This window comes from Streptomyces sp. NPDC048338 (assembly GCF_043201055.1).
Lineage (GTDB): Bacteria > Actinomycetota > Actinomycetes > Streptomycetales > Streptomycetaceae > Streptomyces.
This window is the reverse complement of the sequence record NZ_JBICYQ010000001.1, coordinates 273,686-290,742: the sequence shown is the minus strand read 5'-3', so window position 1 is coordinate 290,742 and position 17,057 is coordinate 273,686. Positions and strand designations below refer to the sequence as shown.

General features: G+C 75.0%; 17 protein-coding genes. 10 read left to right on the top strand and 7 right to left on the bottom strand.

Annotation, left to right across the window (positions count from 1 at the left end):
- The first annotated feature begins 9 nt into the window (after positions 1-9).
- The 10 genes from ACGFZF_RS01350 (at position 10) to lgt (ending at position 8,846) form a co-directional block, all read left to right on the top strand.
- The gene (locus ACGFZF_RS01350) at positions 10-1,512 is read left to right on the top strand and encodes an anthranilate synthase component I (RefSeq protein ID WP_393550443.1); all 1,503 of its coding nucleotides are present in this window, start codon (positions 10-12) and stop codon (positions 1,510-1,512) included.
- 14 nt (positions 1,513-1,526) lie between these two features.
- Entirely contained in the window at positions 1,527-2,192 is a 666-nt protein-coding gene (locus ACGFZF_RS01345) for a TIGR02234 family membrane protein (protein ID WP_393550441.1), read from the top strand.
- A 138-nt stretch (positions 2,193-2,330) separates the two neighbouring features.
- Positions 2,331-2,579 carry an HGxxPAAW family protein gene (locus ACGFZF_RS01340; protein ID WP_147977563.1) on the top strand — a complete coding sequence of 83 codons (249 nt, stop codon included), beginning with the start codon at positions 2,331-2,333 and terminating at the stop codon, positions 2,577-2,579.
- Positions 2,580-2,653: 74 nt separating this feature from the next.
- Complete coding sequence (locus ACGFZF_RS01335; RefSeq protein ID WP_393550439.1) at positions 2,654-3,364, top strand: DUF2752 domain-containing protein; 711 nt, start codon at positions 2,654-2,656, stop codon at positions 3,362-3,364.
- A 121-nt stretch (positions 3,365-3,485) separates the two neighbouring features.
- Positions 3,486-4,295, top strand: coding sequence for an indole-3-glycerol phosphate synthase TrpC (trpC, locus tag ACGFZF_RS01330; RefSeq protein ID WP_147977562.1), 810 nt, complete (start codon positions 3,486-3,488; stop codon positions 4,293-4,295).
- 136 nt (positions 4,296-4,431) lie between these two features.
- On the top strand, positions 4,432-4,596 hold the full coding sequence (gene trpM / locus ACGFZF_RS01325; RefSeq protein ID WP_393550994.1) for a tryptophan biosynthesis modulator TrpM: 165 nt from the start codon (positions 4,432-4,434) through the stop codon (positions 4,594-4,596).
- A 218-nt stretch (positions 4,597-4,814) separates the two neighbouring features.
- The gene (gene trpB / locus ACGFZF_RS01320) at positions 4,815-6,053 is read left to right on the top strand and encodes a tryptophan synthase subunit beta (RefSeq protein WP_393550436.1); all 1,239 of its coding nucleotides are present in this window, start codon (positions 4,815-4,817) and stop codon (positions 6,051-6,053) included.
- Complete coding sequence (gene trpA, locus ACGFZF_RS01315; protein WP_393550434.1) at positions 6,050-6,874, top strand: tryptophan synthase subunit alpha; 825 nt, start codon at positions 6,050-6,052, stop codon at positions 6,872-6,874. Before trpB ends, trpA begins: the two co-directional genes overlap by 4 nt.
- Positions 6,875-6,938: 64 nt before the next feature.
- Positions 6,939-7,760 carry a DsbA family protein gene (locus ACGFZF_RS01310; RefSeq protein ID WP_393550432.1) on the top strand — a complete coding sequence of 274 codons (822 nt, stop codon included), beginning with the start codon at positions 6,939-6,941 and terminating at the stop codon, positions 7,758-7,760.
- An 84-nt stretch (positions 7,761-7,844) separates the two neighbouring features.
- On the top strand, positions 7,845-8,846 hold the full coding sequence (gene lgt / locus ACGFZF_RS01305; RefSeq protein ID WP_393550430.1) for a prolipoprotein diacylglyceryl transferase: 1,002 nt from the start codon (positions 7,845-7,847) through the stop codon (positions 8,844-8,846).
- A gap of 90 nt (positions 8,847-8,936) precedes the next feature.
- Here lgt and ACGFZF_RS01300 read toward each other — a convergent pair whose 3' ends face one another.
- Genes ACGFZF_RS01300 through ACGFZF_RS01270 form a run of 7 tightly spaced genes read right to left on the bottom strand, consistent with a single transcriptional unit; the run spans position 8,937 to position 16,777 of the window.
- Positions 8,937-9,731: an HpcH/HpaI aldolase/citrate lyase family protein gene (locus tag ACGFZF_RS01300; protein ID WP_393550428.1), complete on the bottom strand. Its 795-nt coding sequence runs from the start codon at positions 9,729-9,731 to the stop codon at positions 8,937-8,939.
- A complete protein-coding gene (locus ACGFZF_RS01295; protein ID WP_393550426.1) occupies positions 9,728-10,936 on the bottom strand; it encodes a CaiB/BaiF CoA transferase family protein in 1,209 nt (402 codons plus the stop codon). The genes ACGFZF_RS01300 and ACGFZF_RS01295 overlap by 4 nt, the downstream gene beginning before the upstream one ends.
- Positions 10,933-11,853 (bottom strand): ribokinase, encoded by a 921-nt coding sequence (gene rbsK, locus ACGFZF_RS01290; protein ID WP_393550424.1) that lies wholly within the window; start codon positions 11,851-11,853, stop codon positions 10,933-10,935. Before rbsK ends, ACGFZF_RS01295 begins: the two co-directional genes overlap by 4 nt.
- A complete protein-coding gene (locus tag ACGFZF_RS01285; RefSeq protein ID WP_393550422.1) occupies positions 11,850-13,295 on the bottom strand; it encodes an ADP-ribosylglycohydrolase family protein in 1,446 nt (481 codons plus the stop codon). Before ACGFZF_RS01285 ends, rbsK begins: the two co-directional genes overlap by 4 nt.
- The gene (locus ACGFZF_RS01280; RefSeq protein ID WP_356609721.1) at positions 13,292-14,443 is read right to left on the bottom strand and encodes an ADP-ribosylglycohydrolase family protein; all 1,152 of its coding nucleotides are present in this window, start codon (positions 14,441-14,443) and stop codon (positions 13,292-13,294) included. Before ACGFZF_RS01280 ends, ACGFZF_RS01285 begins: the two co-directional genes overlap by 4 nt.
- Positions 14,424-15,866 (bottom strand): ADP-ribosylglycohydrolase family protein, encoded by a 1,443-nt coding sequence (locus ACGFZF_RS01275; RefSeq protein ID WP_393550419.1) that lies wholly within the window; start codon positions 15,864-15,866, stop codon positions 14,424-14,426. The genes ACGFZF_RS01280 and ACGFZF_RS01275 overlap by 20 nt, the downstream gene beginning before the upstream one ends.
- Positions 15,755-16,777: an ADP-ribosylglycohydrolase family protein gene (locus tag ACGFZF_RS01270; RefSeq protein ID WP_393550417.1), complete on the bottom strand. Its 1,023-nt coding sequence runs from the start codon at positions 16,775-16,777 to the stop codon at positions 15,755-15,757. Before ACGFZF_RS01270 ends, ACGFZF_RS01275 begins: the two co-directional genes overlap by 112 nt.
- Between the last annotated feature and the right edge of the window lie 280 nt (positions 16,778-17,057).

The window sequence follows — 17,057 nt, the reverse complement described above, 5'->3', positions numbered from 1 at the left end:
TCAGCCGCCATGGATCTCGAGACCTTCCGCAAGCTGGCGGCCGACCGCCGCGTCATCCCCGTCAGCCGCCGCCTCCTCGCGGACGGCGACACCCCGGTCGGGCTCTACCGCAAGCTCGCGGCCGAACGCGCCGGCACCTTCCTCCTCGAATCCGCGGAGAACGGCCGCAGCTGGTCCCGCTACTCCTTCATCGGCGTCCGCAGCGACGCCACCCTCACCGTCCGGGACGGACAGGCCCACTGGCTCGGCACGCCGCCCGTCGGGGTCCCCACGGGCGGCGACCCCCTGCAGGCCCTGCGCGCGACCGTCGAGGCCCTGCACACCCCCCGGGACCTCGTCGGCGTGCTCGGCGGCGGACTGCCCCCGTTCACCGGCGGCATGGTCGGCTACCTCGGCTACGACATCGTCCGCCGGCTGGAGAGGATCGGCGAGCACACCACCGACGACCTCGAACTCCCCGAGCTGACGATGCTGCTCACCAGCGACCTCGCCGTCCTCGACCACTGGGACGGATCGGTCCTGCTGATCGCCAACGCGATCAACCACAACGACCTCGACACCGGCGTCGACGAGGCGTACGCGGACGCCGTCGCCCGGCTCGACGCCATGCAGGCGGACCTGGCCCGCCCGGTCGCCGGCGTCCCCGCCGCCCTGCCCGCCTCCGAGCTGCCGGAGTACTCCGCGCTGTGGGGCGGCGCGGCCTACCAGGACGCCGTCGAGGACATCAAGGAGCGCATCCGGGCCGGCGAGGCCTTCCAGGTGGTCCCCTCGCAGCGCTTCGAGACCCCGTGCACGGCCTCCGCGCTCGACGTCTACCGGGTGCTCCGCGCCACCAACCCGTCCCCGTACATGTACCTCCTCCGCTTCGAGAACGGCTTCGACGTCGTCGGCTCCTCGCCCGAGGCGCTGGTGAAGGTCGAGGACGGGCAGGCGATGGTCCACCCCATCGCCGGCACCCGGCACCGCGGCGCCACCCCGCAGGAGGACCACGACCTCGCCGAGGAACTGCTCGCCGACCCCAAGGAGCGGGCCGAGCACCTGATGCTCGTCGACCTCGGACGCAACGACCTGGGCCGGGTGTGCGAGCCGGGCTCCGTCGAGGTCGTCGACTTCATGTCGATCGAGCGGTACTCCCACGTCATGCACATCGTGTCCACGGTCACCGGACGGGTCGCCGAGGGCAGGACGGCCTTCGACGTCCTCACCGCCTGCTTCCCCGCCGGCACGCTCTCCGGCGCCCCCAAGCCGCGCGCGATGCAGATCATCGAGGAGCTGGAGCCCTCCCGGCGCGGCCTGTACGGCGGATGTGTCGGTTATCTCGATTTCGCCGGCGACTCCGACACCGCGATCGCCATCCGCACCGCGCTGCTCCGCGACGGCACGGCATACGTGCAGGCCGGAGCGGGTGTCGTCGCCGACTCCGACCCCGTCGGCGAGGACAACGAGTGCCGCAACAAGGCGGCGGCCGTGCTCCGCGCCGTGCACACCGCCAACCGGATGAACGGCGCGTGACGACGTAAGGGATAGTGGGGTACGTGAGTGCTGTTCCCGTACCCCAGCCCCGAGCCGCACGCCCGAACGGCGCGGCCGCCGCGCCCGGCGGCCGTCGCAGCCTGGCCGCGGCCCTTCTGCTCGGCGCCCTCGGCGCCACCGTCGTGCTGCTGTCCGCGGGCCAGATCTGGGCCGAGGGCACCGCGGCCGTCGGCGGCGGCACCCTGCCCGTCGAGGCCGACGGCGGCACCGTCACCGGCGTCCCGACGGCGCTCGCCATCGTCGGTCTCGCCGCGCTGGTCGCCGTCTTCGCCGTCCGGCGCGCCGGACGCCTCCTCGTCTCCGGCCTCCTCGCGCTCAGCGGCGCCGGCGCGGCGCTGAGCGCGGTGCTCGGCGCCTCCGACAGCTCCGCGCTGGACGCGGAGGCCGCCCGCATCACCGGCGACAGCGCCGCCTCCGTGGCCGGCCTGGCCCACACCGCCTGGCCGTACGTCGCCGCCGCCGGCGCGCTGCTGATCCTCGTCGCGGGACTGCTCGCGCTGCGGTTCGGCCGGAACTGGCCCGCGATGGGCGGCCGTTACGAGCGGGAGGGCAACCCTCGCGCGGCGCGCAGGACGGCCCGCACCGGCACGGACCCGGACCGGCCCGAGGACCTCTGGAAGGCCCTGGACCGCGGTGAGGACCCGACGCGCGAGGACTGACCGCGACGCGTGATCGCCGGGCCACCCCCCGATTCACCTCCGCGGCCCCGCGTGCGGGACAATGAGACCGAGCGTCCCGCGCACGCGCGCGAACCTCACCCCGAGCCACCACCGAGCAACTGCAACGAGGAGCAACTCATGGCGGGCAGCGCCCACGGACACACCCCGGCCGCCTGGACCGGTGTCATCATCTCCTTCATCGGCTTCTGCATCGCCGGAGTCTTCATGGTGGCCGCCAACGTGGCCGGCTTCTGGGCCGGCATCGCGGTGATCTTCGTCGGCGGTGCCGTGGGCCTCGCGATGAAGATGGCCGGCCTCGGCATGCCCAAGGAATCCGACGACGTCGTCGCCGCGCGTGCCGCCGCGACCGCCGCGGCGCGCTCCTGACGTACGACCGACGCGAAGGCGCAGCCCGGCATGGCCGGGCTGCGCCTTCGCGCGTGAGGGGCGACAATCACCGCGTGGACGCGAAGCCGACGACCCCCGCCGTGACCGAGGAACCCTTCCCGCCCCGCGGCGCGCCCGGGCCCGGCCGCCGGGCGGTGCCGGGCCCCGACGGGATCCGCGCGGCGCGCGCCGGACACCCCGACACGCCCGGGACGGCGACGTCGCCGGCGTCCCAGGACCCGGCTCCCGCGGGGCCGCCCGGCGTCCCCGGCCACCCCGCTGCCGCCGCCGGCCCCCACGCCCCCTCCGGCCCGCCCGGCGCGTCCTGGGGCCCCGCGGGCCGGGTGTCCGCCCCGCAGCCGCCCCTCCCGGGCGCTCCCGCGCCCCGCGCCCTCGTACGCCGGCTGGTCACGCCCGTCGGGACGCTCGCCGGAGTCGCCGCCGCCTTCGCCTACGTCGGGACGGTCGACCCCAACGAGCCCGGGCACTACCCGGTCTGCCCGCTGCTGCGCTTCACCGGGATCCTCTGCCCCGGCTGCGGCGGGCTCCGCAGCGCCCACGCCTTCGTCCACGGCGACCTCGGCGCCGCGCTGGGCGCCAACGCCCTCGCCGTCGTCGGCTACGGCCTCTTCGCCGTCCTCATGGCCGTCTGGCTGATTCGCACCGTCCGCGGCGCGCCGATGCGACTCGCGGTCCCCCCGCTCGGCTGGTGGGGCGTGGGGGCCGTCCTGGCCCTCTTCACCCTTGTGCGGAACCTTCCCTTCGGCTCCGCCCTGGCGCCCTGAAGTCCCAGCAGATGGGACGCACGTCGCCCGGATGCGGGTGCAGACCCGTCCTGCGGATACCATCGACATGGCTGAACCTGGATCATCACCACCATCACCCTCCCGGAAGGGGGCCTCTCGCGTGAGTGTGCTCGACGAGATCATCGAAGGCGTGCGCGCCGACCTCGCAGAGCGGCAGGCGCGGGTCTCCCTCGACGAGCTCAAGGAGCGCGCCGCCAAGGCGCCGCAGGCCAAGGACGGTGTCGCCGCGCTGCGCGGGGACGGCGTCAAGGTGATCTGCGAGGTCAAGCGCTCCAGCCCGTCCAAGGGCGCCCTCGCCGCGATCGCCGACCCGGCCGGACTGGCGGCCGACTACGAGGCCGGCGGTGCCGCCGTCATCTCCGTGCTGACCGAGGAGCGCCGCTTCGGCGGTTCGCTCGCCGACCTGGAGGCCGTCCGTGCCCGGGTCGACATCCCGGTCCTGCGCAAGGACTTCATCGTCACCGCCTACCAGCTGTGGGAGGCCCGTGCCTACGGCGCCGACCTCGCGCTGCTGATCGTCGCCGCGCTGGAGCAGGAGGCCCTGGTCTCCCTGATCGAGCGCGCCGAGTCCATCGGCCTGACGCCGCTCGTCGAGGTGCACGACGAGGAGGAGGCCGAGCGCGCGGTCGAGGCCGGCGCCCGGGTGATCGGCGTGAACGCGCGGAACCTCAAGACCCTCAAGGTCGACCGCTCCACCTTCGACCGGGTCGTCCCGGAGATCCCCGCGGGGATCGTCAAGGTCGCCGAGTCCGGTGTCCGCGGGCCGCACGACCTCATCGCCTACGCCAACGCCGGCGCCGACGCGGTCCTGGTCGGCGAGTCCCTCGTGACCGGCCGCGACCCGAAGGCCGCCGTCGCCGACCTGGTCGCCGCCGGCGCCCACCCGGCGCTCCGCCACGGCCGGAGCTGACCCCGTCATGACCGCGAGCCACGCCACGCCGACCGTCCCGGGCACCGCCCGGGGCGCCCACGGCGTGCGCGCGGCCGCGTCGGTCCCGCCCGCCGCACCGGGCCGCAGCGGACGGCTCCGTACCGCCGCCGCGCCCGTGGCGGCCCACGCCCCGCTGGCCCGGGGCTGCCGCCCGCGCGGCTGCCGGGCGCCCGCCCGCCGGGTCCACGGCCGCCGTGTGCGGTACGTGATCGGCGACGAGCCGGGCCAGGTCAACGGCATGCGATGGCGCCCGCGCCCCGCGCGCACCCACCACCGCTAGCGGACGCCCGCCGGCTCCGTACGGCGACCCGCCGTACGCACCCGGCCACACCGACGGCCGCTCCCGGCACCGCCGTACCCGCGTACGGCCGCCGGACCGTCCGCCCGGACCGCCCTCGGCGGACCCGGCGCCGTTGCGGTGCACCGCGGACCCGCGCGCATAACGTGACCATCGTCAGCACGTCATCCGGGGCGCTCCGCCCCGCGAGGAGCAGTCGCATGTCCAGCGAGTTCTTCATTCCCGACCCCGACGGACAGGTTCCCTCCGCCGAGGGCTACTTCGGTCCCTACGGCGGCAAGTTCATCCCGGAGGCCCTCGTGGCCGCCGTGGACGAGGTCGCCGTCGAGTACGACAAGGCCAAGGCCGATCCCGAGTTCGCCCGCGAGCTCGGCGACCTGATGGTCAACTACACCGGCCGGCCCAGCGCCCTCACCGAGGTGCCGCGGTTCGCCGAGCACGCCGGCGGCGCGCGCGTCTTCCTCAAGCGGGAGGACCTCAACCACACCGGCTCGCACAAGATCAACAACGTGCTCGGCCAGGCGCTGCTCACCAAGCGCATGGGCAAGACCCGGGTGATCGCCGAGACCGGCGCCGGCCAGCACGGCGTCGCCACCGCGACCGCCTGCGCCCTGTTCGGCCTCGAGTGCACGATCTACATGGGCGAGATCGACACCCAGCGCCAGGCGCTGAACGTCGCCCGGATGCGCATGCTCGGTGCCGAGGTCATCCCGGTGACCTCCGGCAGCCGCACCCTCAAGGACGCCATCAACGAGGCGTTCCGCGACTGGGTCGCCAACGTCGACCGCACGCACTACCTCTTCGGGACCGTCGCCGGACCGCACCCCTTCCCGGCCATGGTCCGCGACTTCCACCGGGTCATCGGTGTCGAGGCCCGGCGCCAGATCCTGGAGCGCGCCGGCCGCCTCCCCGACGCGGCCGTCGCCTGCGTCGGCGGCGGATCCAACGCGATCGGCCTCTTCCACGCCTTCATCCCGGACTCCGGCGTCCGGCTGATCGGCTGCGAGCCGGCCGGCCACGGCGTGGCCACCGGCGAGCACGCGGCCACCCTCACGGCTGGCGAGCCCGGCATCCTGCACGGTTCGCGCAGCTACGTCCTGCAGGACGACGAGGGCCAGATCACCGAGCCCTACTCGATCTCGGCGGGCCTGGACTACCCCGGCATCGGCCCCGAGCACTCCTACCTCAAGGACATCGGCCGCGGCGAGTACCGCGCCGTCACCGACGACGAGGCGATGCAGGCCCTGCGCCTGCTCTCCCGCACGGAGGGCATCATCCCGGCCATCGAGTCGGCGCACGCCCTGGCCGGCGCGCTGGAGGTCGGCAAGGAGCTCGGCAAGGACGGACTGCTCGTCGTCAACCTCTCCGGGCGCGGCGACAAGGACATGGACACCGCGGCCCGCTACTTCGGGCTCTACGACGGGGAGGGCTCGCGGTGAGCGGGAACATCCAGCTGCTGAGCGACACCCTGGCCGAGGCGAAGGCGGAGAACCGCGCCGCCCTCATCGCCTACCTCCCGGCGGGCTTCCCGACCGTGGACGGCGGCATCGAGGCCATCAAGGCGGTCTTCGACGGCGGTGCCGACATCGTCGAGGTCGGTCTGCCGCACAGCGACCCGGTCCTGGACGGCCCCGTCATCCAGACGGCCGACGACATCGCCCTGCGCGGCGGCGTCCGGATCGCGGACGTGATGCGGACGGTCCGCGAGGCGCACGCGGCCACCGGCAAGCCGGTGCTGGTCATGACCTACTGGAACCCGATCGACCGCTACGGCATCGAGCGCTTCACCGAGGAGCTGGCCGCGGCCGGCGGCGCCGGCTGCATCCTGCCCGACCTGCCGGTCCAGGAGTCGGCGACCTGGCGGGAGCACGCCGACAAGCACGGTCTCGCGACCGTCTTCGTCGTCGCCCCGAGCAGCCGGGACGAGCGCCTGGCCACCATCACGGCCGTCGGCTCGGGCTTCGTGTACGCCGCCTCGCTGATGGGCGTCACCGGAACCCGTGAGTCCGTCGGCCGGGAGGCCGCCGACCTCGTCGGCCGCACCCGGGCCGCCACGGACGGCCGGGAGCTCCCGGTCTGCGTCGGCCTCGGCGTCTCCAACGCCGCGCAGGCGAAGGAGGTCGCCGGCTTCGCCGACGGCGTCATCGTCGGCTCGGCGTTCGTCAAGCGGATGCTCGACGCCGACGACGAGGCGGCCGGCCTCGTGGCCGTAAGGGAACTGGCGGCCGAACTCGCCGAGGGCGTGCGCCGGGCTTCGTAGCCCGTTTGGGTGGATCTGGGACCGGGGAGGCGCGGAAGTGCCTCCCCGGTTCGTTGCCCGGAGCGTGAGCGAGAAGAACAGTGACGGGAACCGGAGCGCCCGGGAGCGCCTCCAGCAGCAGCGCGAGCGAGACCGGGCGCGGGAGAGGCAGCGACGCGTCCTGATCGTGTCGGCCGCGGTCGTCGGCGTCCTCGCCCTGGCCGCGGTCGTCGGGGTGATCGCGGCCAACAGCGGCGACAAGGACAGCGGCTCCGACAAGGCGGGTCCGGTCGTCGCCCCGACCGGGGCCACCGACGGCGACCAGCCGGCGATCCCGACGGGCAAGGCGGACGCGCCCTCCACGCTCACGGTCTGGGAGGACTTCCGCTGCCCGGCGTGCGCGTCCTTCGAGAACGCGTTCCGGGACACGATCCACGAGCTGGAGGCGGCGGGCGCGCTCAAGACCGAGTACCACCTGGCCACCCTCATCGACGGCAACATGGGCGGCAGCGGCTCCCTGCGGGCGGCGAACGCGGCCGCGTGCGCCCAGGACGCCGGGAAGTTCACGCCGTACCACGACGTGCTCTACGTCAACCAGCCCGAGGAGACGGACGACGCCTTCGCGGACAACGCCAAGCTGCTGGAGCTCGCGGCGAAGGTGCCGGGGCTCGACACGCCGGCGTTCCGCAGCTGCGTCGAGGGCGGGACCCACGACAGCTGGATCGGCGAGTCGCACGCGGCCTTCAAGAGCGGCAACTTCAGCGGCACGCCGTCGGTGCTGCTGAACGGAGAATCGATCTTCCCGACCAAGGGCAGCGAGCAGATCTCCCCGGCGAACCTGAAGAAGTGGGTCGCCGAGGCGAACAAGGGCAAGAAGCCCGGCACGGCCTCCCCGTCCGCCCCGTGAGCGCCCGAGCGGCCTCTTAGTTACTCAGACGTTGCCGGGCGGGCTGCCGTCCTGCCCGCCCGGCAGGGTAGCGTCGGACCTGCCATGGACCTTGCCTACATTCCCAGCCCGTCGACCGGTGTGCTCCACCTCGGACCGGTTCCGCTGCGCGGCTATGCCTTCTGCATCATCATCGGTGTCTTCGTCGCCGTCTGGCTCGGCAACAAGCGCTGGATCGCCCGGGGCGGCAAAGCCGGCACCGTGGCCGACATCGCCGTCTGGGCGGTGCCCTTCGGCCTCGTCGGCGGCCGGCTCTACCACGTGATCACCGACTACCAGCTGTACTTCAGCGAGGGTGAGAACTGGGTCGACGCCTTCAAGATCTGGGAGGGCGGGCTCGGCATCTGGGGCGCCATCGCGCTCGGCGCGGTGGGTGCCTGGATCGGCTGCCGCCGCCGCGGCATCCCGCTGCCGGCCTACGCGGACGCCATCGCGCCGGGCATCGCGCTCGCCCAGGCGATCGGCCGCTGGGGCAACTGGTTCAACCAGGAGCTGTACGGCCGCCCGACGGACCTGCCGTGGGGCCTGGAGATCACCGCCGGCGCGAACCGCGAGGCCGGGATCTACCACCCGACCTTCCTGTACGAGTCGCTGTGGTGCATCGGCGTCGCGCTGCTCGTCATCTGGGCCGACCGCCGCTTCAAGCTCGGACACGGACGCGCCTTCGCGCTCTACGTCGCCGCCTACTGCGCGGGCCGCGGGTGGATCGAGTACATGCGCGTCGACGAGGCCCACCACGTCCTCGGCCTGCGGCTGAACGTCTGGACCGCGATCGTCGTCTTCGTCCTGGCCGTGACCTACATCGTGATCTCGGCCCGGGTCCGCCCCGGCCGCGAGGAGATCGTGGAGCCGGAGAGGCCGGCGAAGCCCGGTGCCGGCGCGGCCGCCGACAAGGCGTCCGGATCGGACGGGGACGCCGCGGAGGCCACGGACACGGATGCCGCGAGCACCGGGGACGCCGAGACCGCGGACGCCCCGCCGACGCCCGACGACGAGCCCGCCGGGAACGGCGCGGGCAACGGAGCGGGTGCGGCCGGCAAGGGCTGACCGGCGACACCGTACGACCAGGGGCCGCCCCCGGGACCGAGAGGTCCGGAGGGCGGCCCCTGCCGTATGTCCGCGGACCCCGGCGGCCGGTCAGGCGCGGGCCGAGAGCGTCAGGATCCGCCGGGCGCCCTCCACCACCGCCGCGTCGACGAATCGGCCGTCCGGGAGGGCCAGGGCGCCCTCCTCCGTCTGGGCCGCCTTGACGACCTCCTCCGCGGCGGCGATCTCGTCGGGAGTGGGGAGGTACGCCTGCTCGATGACCGGGAGCTGGCGCGGGTGGATCGCGGCGCGGCCGAGGAAGCCCATCAGGCGGCCCCGGGCGCAGCTGGCCGCCAGCGTGTCCAGGTCACGGATGTCGGGGTGGACCGACTGGGCGGGGGGCGGCAGCGCCGCCGCCCGGGCGGCGACCACGATCCGCCCGCGCGCCCAGTCCAGGCCGCGGTCGTCCCGTACCCCCAGATCCGCGCGGAGGTCCGCCTCGCCGAGCCCGACCCCGTGCACGGACGGGTGGGCGGAGGCGATCGCGTAGGCGTGCTCGACGGCCAGGGCGTTCTCCAGGAGCGGGTAGAGCGGGATGTCGGGGAACTCGTCGGCGATCCGCTGGACGTCGGTGGCGTGGGTGACCTTGGGGAGGCGGAAGCCCCGCAGGCCGGGAAGGGCGGCCAGCGGGGGGATGTCGCGGGGCGCGTGGACGCGGACGTGGACCGGGACGGGGTGCGGGTCGGCGAGCAGGTCCGCGGTGGCGGCCAGGGCGTACGCCTTGCGGTCCGGGGCCACCGCGTCCTCCAGGTCGACGATCACCACGTCCGCGCCCGAGACCAGGGCCTTCCGGACGACGGCCGGCCGGTCCCCGGGGGCGTACAGCCAGGTCAGGGGGAAGCTCATACGGCTCCTTCGCCGCGCAGCGCGGTGATCTCGCCGGGGGTGAGTCCGAGCTCGGCGAGGACCTCCGCGGTGTCGGCTCCGTGCGGCCGGCCGGCCCAGCGGATCGCGCCGGGCGTCTCGGAGAGCCGGAAGAGGACGTTCTGCATCCGCAGCGGCCCCAGCTCGGGGTCCGCGACCTCGGTGATGGTGTCCAGGGCCTGGTACTGCGGATCGTCCAGCACGTCGCGGACGTCGTAGACGGGGGCGATGGCCGCCTCGGCCTTCTCGAAGGCCGCCATCGCCTCGTCCCGGGTGTGCCGGGCGATCCAGGAGCCGACCGCCTCGTCGAGGACGTCCGCGTGGGCCGCCCGGCCCGCGCCGTCGGCGAACCACGGCTCGTCGATCAGCTCGGGCCGGCCGACCAGGCGCAGCACGCGCTCGGCGATGGACTGCGCCGAGGTGGAGACGGCCACCCAGGAGTCGTCGGCGGTCCGGTAGGTGTTGCGGGGGGCGTTGTTCCGGGAGCGGTTGCCGGTCCGGGGCTGGACGTAGCCGAGCTGGTCGTACCAGGTGGCGTGCGGCCCGATGACGGAGAGCATCGGCTCGATGATCGCCATGTCGACGACCTGACCGCGGCCGGTGGCGGTCCTGGCGGTGAGCGCGGTCATCACCGCGTACGCCGTGGCCAGGGCGGCGATGGAGTCGGCCAGGCCGAACGGGGGGAGCGTCGGCGGGCCGTCCGGCTCGCCGGTGATCGCGGCGAAGCCGCTCATCGCCTCGGCGAGGGTGCCGAAGCCGGGGCGGTGGGAGTACGGGCCGAACTGGCCGAAGCCGGTGACCCGGGCCAGCACCAGGCCGGGGTTGGCGGCGGACAGCTCCTCCCAGCCCAGACCCCAGCGTTCCAGGGTGCCCGGGCGGAAGTTCTCGACGATCACGTCCGCCTCCGCGGCCAGCCGCAGCAGGGTGTCGCGGCCGCCGTGGGTGGAGAGGTCGAGGGTGATCGTCCGCTTGTTCCGGCCCAGGACCTTCCACCACAGTCCGACCCCGTCCTTGGCGGGGCCGTGGCCGCGGGACGGGTCGGGTCTGCGGGGGTGCTCGATCTTGACCACGTCGGCTCCGAAGTCGCCGAGCATCATGGCCGCCAGCGGGCCGGCGAAGAGCGTGGCGAGATCGAGGACGCGCAGGCCCTGGAGGGGAGGGGCGGTCTCGCTTCCGGTACGGGTCATACGGCGTCGACCTCCAGGCCGTCGAGGGAGTCGCGGGCCGCGTCGATCTCGGCGCGGTACGGCATCGAGGACGAGGCGCCCACCCGCTGGACCGACAGCGCGGCTGCGGTCGCCGCCCAGGCCAGCGCCCGGGGGACGGGCCGGCCTTCGGCGAGGGCGACGGCCAGCGCGCCGACGAACGTGTCGCCGGCGGCGGTGGTGTCCACGGCCTTCACCCGGGGGGCGGCGACGGTGAGGGGGTGGGAACCCCGGGCCGCGTGCAGGCAGCCGGCCGCGCCGAGGGTGATGACCACCTCGGGCACGGACCGCAGCAGCGCCTCGGCGGCGCCGAGCGGGTCGGCGATGCCGGTGAGCGCGGCGGCCTCGTGCTCGTTGGGGACCAGGAGGTCGGTGGCGGCGAGGAGTTCGGGCGGCAGCGGCTGGGCGGGAGCCGGTGTGAGGATGGTGCGGACACCCAGCCGGCGGGCGGTCACGGCGCCCTCGGTCACGGCGGACAGGGGGAGTTCGAGCTGGAGGAGGAGGGCGTCGGCGGTGGCGATCAGCGCCTCGTCGCCGTGGTCGAGGGAGACGACGGTGCCGTTGGCGCCGGGGACGACGACGATCGCGTTGCCGCCGTCGTCGTCGACCACGATGTGCGCGGTGCCGGAGGGGCCCTCGGCGGTGCGCAGCAGGTCGGTGTCGACCGAGGAGGCGTCCAGCGCGGCCCGCAGCCGCAGGCCGAACTCGTCGGCTCCGACCGCGCCGATCATCGCCGTCTCGGCCCCGGCCCGGGCGGCCGCGACGGCCTGGTTGGCCCCTTTGCCACCGGGGATCGTCCGGAACTCCCGTCCCGTGACGGTCTCCCCGCGCGCGGGGGCCCGCGGGACGAAGGCGACGAGGTCCATGTTGGTGCTGCCGAGCACCACGATGCTGGTCATGGGCGTACTGCCTCCAGATGCGTCATAGCGGCGAGGGTGTCGAAGCCGATGCCGTCGAAGGACGGGACCGATGTCGAGAGCCGGTTCTTGAGGGGGGCGGTCCAGCGCTCGGGCAGCCGGTCGGGGTGACCGGCCAGCAGGCCGGCCACGGAACCGGCGGTGGCGCCGTTGGAGTCGGTGTCCCAGCCGCCGGAGACCGCCGCGCAGACGGAGCGGGAGAAGTCCCCGTCGGCGTGGGTGAGCGCGGCGGCGAGCACGGCGGCGTTGGGCACGGCATGGACCCAGTGGTACCCGCCGAGAGCGGCGTGGAGTCGGTCCACGACCACGTCGAAGTCGGGGGTGGCACGGGCGCTTTCGATGCCGAGGCGGACGGCGGCGGCCAGCCGGGAGCGCGGCGGGATCACGCCGAGCCCGCAGGCCAGGGAACGGTGGACGTCGGCGGTGCCCGTCGCGGCGGCGGCCAGGGTGGCGGCGACGAACATGGCGCCGTAGATCCCGTTGCCGGTGTGGGTGAGGGCCGCGTCCCGGTACGCCTGGGCCGCGGCGGCGGCCGGGTCGCCCGGGTGGGTCCAGCCGTGCACGTCGGCCCGGATCTGGGCGCCGATCCACTCGCGGAAGGGGTTGCGGTAGGCGGCGGTCAGCGGCGGCTCGACGCCGTCGAGGAGGTTGCGGTAGGCGACGCGCTCGGCGGTGAAGGTGCGGCCGGCGGGGAGTTCGTCGAGCCAGAGGCGGGCGACGTCGGCGGTGGTGAAGTCGCGCCCGTACCGCTGGAGGAGGAGCAGGTTCAGCAGGGGGTAGTTGAGGTCGTCGTCCTCCGGCATCCCGTCGATGTTCTCGGCGAGGGAGGTGGCCGCGGAGCGACGGTTCCAGGGGTGGGCGGCCAGCAGCGCGGGCGGGACGCCCCGGGCGGTGAACCAGGAGGAGAGGGGCCAGTTGCCGGTGGCCCGGGCGAGCGCGCGGATCGCGGCCAGCGGCAGCTTCTCGACGGGCTTGCCGAGCAGGCATCCGGCGGCGCGGCCCAGCCAGGCGGCGTGCAGGGCGTCGCGCAGCCGGTCGGGCGGGTCCGCCCCGGGGCGGGGGACGGCGGGCGAGCGGGGGGCCAGGGGGTGTCTTGCCGTTCTTGCCGGGCTCGCGGTGTCCTGGGGCTGATCCGGCCTGATCGGCAGGGCACCCCCCAGGTCCCGGATGGCGGCGAGGGCGGTGGGCTCCGCCGGGGACAGCGGGGAGGGCAGGGCGGCCAGCTCGTCGAGGAGGCACTCCGCCAGGGGACGCAGATCCGGACGGGGGCCGGGGGAGGCGCCGGCCGCCGTCGGCGCGGGGCGGCCGCCCGCGGCGGTCCAGCGGGCGGCGATCGCGGTGGCGTCGCGCCCGTCCTCCGCGGCCTGGCGGAGCTCGTGGCCTACCAGGTCCTCCGGCTGGACCCAGGTGACGCGCAGGTTCATCGGGCCGCGCTCGTCAGCGCCGTGTACGCCGCCTCGTGCTCGCGCCGCCGGGCCGTGTCGCGGGCGAAGACCTCGTGGGCGACCGCCGCCAGGGCGGTGGCCGGGGCGTGCAGGTCCAGCCGGCTCGCCTCCGCCACCTGCTTCACCCAGTCGGAGGGCACGGCCGGCTCGCCGCGGAGCGCGCCGACGATCGCGCCGGCCATCGTGGCGATCGAGTCGCAGTCACGGCCGTAGTTGACCGCGCCGAGCACCGTGCGGCGGTAGTCGCCCGCGCCGGCCAGCAGCATCCCGAGCGCGACCGGGAGTTCCTCGATCGCGTGGAGCCGGGACGGCCGGCGCGCGCCCAGCGAGGGGGCGCGGTAGTCCGGGCCCACCGTGTCGAAGGGGGCCACCGCCTCGCGCAGCGGGATCAGCGCGGACTCGACGTCGTCGTGGCGGGCGGCGACCTCGCACACGGCCTCGATCGCCGCCCGGGTGCCGTCCTTGGCCAGGGCGAGCGCGGTGTCGACCACCGACTCCGGTGTGGCGCCCGGCGCGCACGCGGCGGCCACCGCCGCCGCGAACACCCCGGCCGCCTCCCTGCCGTACGAGGACTGGTGGGCGCCGGCGACGTCGAGCGCCTCCGCGTACGCCCGCGCCGGATGCGCCGCGTTGACCAGGCCGACCGGAGCCATGTACATCGCCGCACCGCAGTTGACGATGTTCCCGCTGCCCGCCTCGCGCGGGTCCACGTGGCCGTAGTGGATGCGGGCCACGATCCACTTCTCGGCGAGGAAGATCCGCTGCAGCGGGAGGGCCTCGGCCTCCAGCTCCGGGATCCAGACGGGGGTGCCGACGAGGTCCGGGACGAGGTGGTCGGCGACCGCGTACGCGTCGAGGTGGTCGCGCACCTTCTCGTACACCCGGATCAGCGCGTGCGTCATCAGGGTGTCGTCGGTGACGTGCCCGTCGCCCTTGTGGTACGGGGCGATGGGCCGCGCCGTGCGCCAGGCGTCGCCGTTCCAGGGGCCGACGATGCCGGTGACCCGGCCGCCGTGACGCTCCAGGATCTGTTCGGGGGTGTAGCCCTCGACCGGGCCGCCGAGCGCGTCGCCGACGGCCGCACCGAGGAGACTTCCGGTGATCCGGTCATCCAGTGTGGGTGTCATGTCGGAATTGTCCACCCGGGGTGGCCAGTTCCGTGTCTCCGAGCGACCCGGCGAGTTCGACGAGGTCGGTGCCCGCGAGCCGGGGGAGCGCGCAGCCGGCCAGGGTGCGGCAGGCGTCGCGCCAGCTGGCGGGGAGCGAGGCGCCGCCGCCGAGCGCGCCGGTGAGCGCGCCCGCCAGGGCGGGGGCGGAGTCGGCGACCCGGGAGAGGCAGGCCGCCGCCGGCACGGCGGAGGCCGCTTCGCCGCGCGCGGCGGCGGCCAGGGCGAGGGCGACGGGGACCGTCTCGGCGGCGGCGATGCCGTAGCTGTAGACGTGGTCGACGATCTGGTGCTCCAGGAGCGGCACGAGCGCGAAGGCGCTGGTCGCCTCCTCGGCCATCGCCACGGCCTGCCGGGCGTTGCGGCCGATCTCGGTGGCCGGGGGCAGCTGGTCGAGCGCCGCGGCCACGGCGTCACCGACCGGTGCCCCGGCGAGGGCGACGGAGACGGCCGCGGCCATCGCGCGGGCGCCGTGGACCCCGTCGCCGTCCTGTGTGTAGCGGGCGTCGAACTCGGCCAGTTCGGCGGCGGCCACCGGGTCGCCGGGGTGGACCAGGGCGAGCACGGTGGCGCGCACGCAGGCGGCGTCGTCGAAGTAGTGCGGATTGTCGTGCCCGGTGGCGGGCGGGCGCAGTCCGGTGGCGAGGTTGCCGAGTCCGGCGCGTACGGAGATCCGGGCGCGCAGCGGGAGCACGGCGGACTCGACCTCGGGGGCGCGGTCGGCCGCTGCGGCGATCTGGCAGGCCAGCGCGTTCCAGGCGAGGTCGACGGCGGCGCGGATCCGCCGCCCGGGCGGGAGCGAGGCGAAGAGCGGACCGGCGGAGGCGAGGAGGGCCTCGGCGGTGAAGACGGCCCACTCGGCGTCGTCGGAGGGGCCGAGGCGCAAGGGCTCGGGGGGCTGGTTCAGGGCGATGGGCACGGGGAGCGTGGTGGTGGCGTTCTGCTCCGCGAAGGTGTCGAGCTCGCGGGTGAGGCGGCGGGTCCACTCGGGCATGCGGGCGGCGCGGTGGCGGGCCGCGGGCCAGCCCGCCGCGTCACCGGCGGCGAGGCCGAGGAGCAGTCCCTCGATGCGGTGCCGGGGCACCGGGGTGCACGGCGCGGCGGGGGTCGCCGGAGCGTCGGGCGCGGGGTGGAGGCCGTGCGCGAGGTGGGTGCCGCCGGGGTCCGGGGTGCCCGGCTCCGCGGTGAGCAGGCCGATCGCCTCGGAGCCGAGGACCGGAAGGTCCCCCGGTCCCGCGGCGCCGGCCGGGTCGGGGCGGTTGTCCACAGTGGTCACGGAGCGACCTCCTCGTCCGTCGTCAGCAGGTCCGCGATGTCGAGGACGTGGTAGCCCCGCATCGAGGGCAGGCAGCTGCCCGTCACCGGGCCGATCGCCGTCGCCCATTCCTCCGGGATGGCCGACACGCCCGCCGAGGCCCCGGCGAGGGCGCCGGCGACGGCCGCCGTGGTGTCCGCGTCGCGGCCCATGTTGACCGCGGTCAGGACGGAGGTGCGGAAGTCGCCGCGGGCCGCGGCGAACGCGCCGAACGCCAGCCCCACCGCCTCCGGCGCCAGGTCGGTCCACGGGTAGCCGCCGATCACGACCGCCGAGCGGACCGTGCGCTCCCGGGTCAGCGCGTCGGGCTGGACGCGCTGCGCCGCGACCACCGCGCGGCGCAGCGACCGGGCCGTCCAGGAGTCCATCGGGACGACCGAGAGCGCCGCCGCGATGACCGAGGTCACCGAGGCGCCCCCCATCGCCGCCGCCACGCCCGCCGCGACGGCCTGGCCGCCGTAGATGCCCTCGCCGTCGTGACTGACGCTGCCGTCGACGGCGACGAGCCGGGCGGCCTCCGCCGGGCGGCCCGCCGCGAAGACGCCGAACGGGGCGGCGCGCATGGCCAGACCGTCCGACCAGGCGTGCCGGTGCTGTGCGGAGATCGGAGCGGCCAGCCCGCGCCGGAGGTTCTCCAGCGTGCCGCGTTCGCTGAAGCCGGCACCGCGGAAGGGCCCCTCGTCCTGGTCGGCGATCCACTGGTGCCAGGCGTGCTCCGCCTGCCGGACCGTCAGGGCCGAGCCGTGCCGGGCGAGCAGCAGACCGGAGAAGATGGCGTACTCCGTGTCGTCCGTGCCGGCCGGACGGTCCGTCACGAAGCCCTCGATCCGGCCCCAGCGGCTGCGGATCTCCGAGGGGCGCATGTTCTCGGCGGGCGCGCCGAGCGCGTCGCCGACCGCGAGGCCGAGCAGCGCGCCCCGGGCCCGCTCGCGCGCGTCGCACCCTGCTGTCGCGGCCGTCGCCGTCGTCTCGCTCGCCATCCCACTCCCCTTTCACGGTTCCTGAATCTGTGCCACGTACGGGGCGGGAGGAGACGGTGAATCGTCTCTGTCACCCGCCTGACGCCACCGGTGAACACCTGCGGCAGACCCGGGCGGGCTCCGTCATGTCCCGTCCCGACGCCGAAGTCCGTTCGGAGAACACTGAGGTGAGCCTTAGTAAGTACGGCCTGCCTTGCTGGCGGGACCCTTACATCGCGCGTATTTTCGAGGTGTTGAGGGGCGGCGGGGTCGGCCCGACCCGCCGAGAAGACAGGGGAGA